This is a genomic window from Vibrio sp. 378 (genome assembly GCF_033339435.1).
The window spans coordinates 1-911 of the sequence record NZ_JAWOUO010000253.1; the positions used below are offsets into that span (position 1 = coordinate 1).

General features: G+C 47.3%; 2 protein-coding genes. Both read left to right on the forward strand.

The window, feature by feature from the left end:
• Positions 1-442: DoxX family protein (locus tag R7Q48_RS25525; protein WP_318132947.1), on the forward strand; the 442-nt coding region annotated here is incomplete at its 5' end.
• A gap of 21 nt (positions 443-463) precedes the next feature.
• Positions 464-911 (forward strand): pirin family protein (locus R7Q48_RS25530; RefSeq protein WP_318132949.1); only part of this gene is annotated, 448 nt, incomplete at its 3' end.

The following is a 911-nucleotide window of genomic DNA, read 5'->3' on the forward strand; positions in this document are numbered from 1 at the left end:
GAAAACACTTTTACACAAAATCACGACATCACAATCAGGTTACAGCGCACTGGCACTACGTATCCCTATCGGCATCATCTTTATGGCGCACGGCGCTCAGAAACTGTTTGGTTGGTTTGGCGGCTACGGCTTGGAAGGCACAGGACAATGGATGGCATCAATTGGACTTGGCCCTGGCGTATTGATGGCATTTCTTGCTGGTAGCGCAGAATTTTTCGGCGGCTTGTTTATTCTACTTGGTTTGCTGACACGCCCTGCGGCAGTCGCACTCTCATTCACTATGGTTGTGGCGATTTTCTCAGTACACTTCGAAAACGGCTTATTTATGGCAAACAACGGCTACGAATTTGGCCTAGCTCTGCTAGCAGCAAGTGTTTCACTGGCCTTTTCTGGCGCAGGTAAAGCGGCGTTAGATAACTTCCTAAACAAAAAATTCTCCTAACCACGGACACTGGAGGCACTGATGATCACCATACGACACGCCGAAGACCGAGGTCGAGCAAACTTTGGCTGGCTAGACAGCAAACATACGTTTTCTTTTGGTAGCTACTACGATCCAAAACATATGGGCTTTTCTGAACTGCGAGTCATCAACGATGACTTAGTTCAACCCAACGCAGGCTTTGATACTCATGGTCACCGCGACATGGAGATCATCAGTTATGTGCTAGAAGGTGTTATTGCGCACAAAGACAGTGAAGGCAATGTACAAACGTTACCTGCGGGAGAGTTTCAGCTGATGTCGGCAGGTAAAGGCATTTACCACAGCGAATATAACGCATCAGAAACAGACCCTTTACGCTTTTTGCAAATTTGGATTCAACCTAACACCTTTGGGAATAAACCGGGCTACCAGCAAAAAGATTTTGGACGTAATGCAGGGTTAACCACCATTGCAACCCCAACGGGAG